The organism is Saccharothrix sp. NRRL B-16314 (assembly GCF_000716595.1).
Classification (GTDB): Bacteria; Actinomycetota; Actinomycetes; order Mycobacteriales; family Pseudonocardiaceae; genus Actinosynnema.
The window spans coordinates 1-770 of record NZ_JNXC01000095.1; the positions used below are offsets into that span (position 1 = coordinate 1).

At 65.5% G+C, this 770-nt stretch carries 1 protein-coding gene; it reads right to left on the minus strand.

Annotated features, from left to right (window positions below):
* Positions 1–770, minus strand: a 770-nt coding sequence (locus OQ02_RS39175; protein WP_033443748.1) for an acyltransferase domain-containing protein, incomplete at both ends; no start/stop codon positions are given.

Sequence of the window (770 nt, forward strand, 5' to 3'; positions counted from 1 at the left end):
TTCGTCTTGGAGCGTGCGGACACCGTCCGTGAAGCGAACAGCCCCGCGAACGTGGTCGACCCAGTAGCCCGGGTCGGTCAGCTCAGCCGACACCACACCGCCGGTCACGTTCGACACGATCGGAATACGCGGCTCGCTGAACGTCAGACCCTCCGCGACCGTACGGAACTCGGCCAACATCGGATCCATCAAGTGCGAGTGGAACGCATGGCTGACCTTGAGGCGCGTGGTCTTCCGGTGCTGCCACGACGGCAACCACTCGTCCAACGCATCCAGATCACCCGACACCACAACCGCTTGCGGCCCGTTCACCGCCGCCACCGACAAGCGACCGGCGAACGCCACCAACGACGGGACGACCTCTTCCTCCGTCGCCTGCACCGCCGCCATGCCACCACCAGCCGGCAACGCGCCCATCAAACGACCACGCGCCACCACCAACGCGCACGCATCCGCCAACGACAACACACCGGCGACGTGAGCCGCAGCCAGCTCACCGACCGAGTGACCGATCAGGTAATCCGCCCGCAGACCCAACGACTCGACCAGACGGAACAAAGCCACCTCGACCGCGAACAACGCCGCCTGCGTGAACTCCGTCTCGTTCAACAAAGCAGCCTCAGGCGAACCCTCAGACGCGGAAAGCAGGTCCATCAACGAACGACCCAACCTCGGGTCCAGCTCGGCACACACCTCGTCCAAAGCCTCGGCGAAACGCGGGAACGACGCCGCAAGCGCAACGCCCATCCCCGCACGCTGAGCACCCTGAC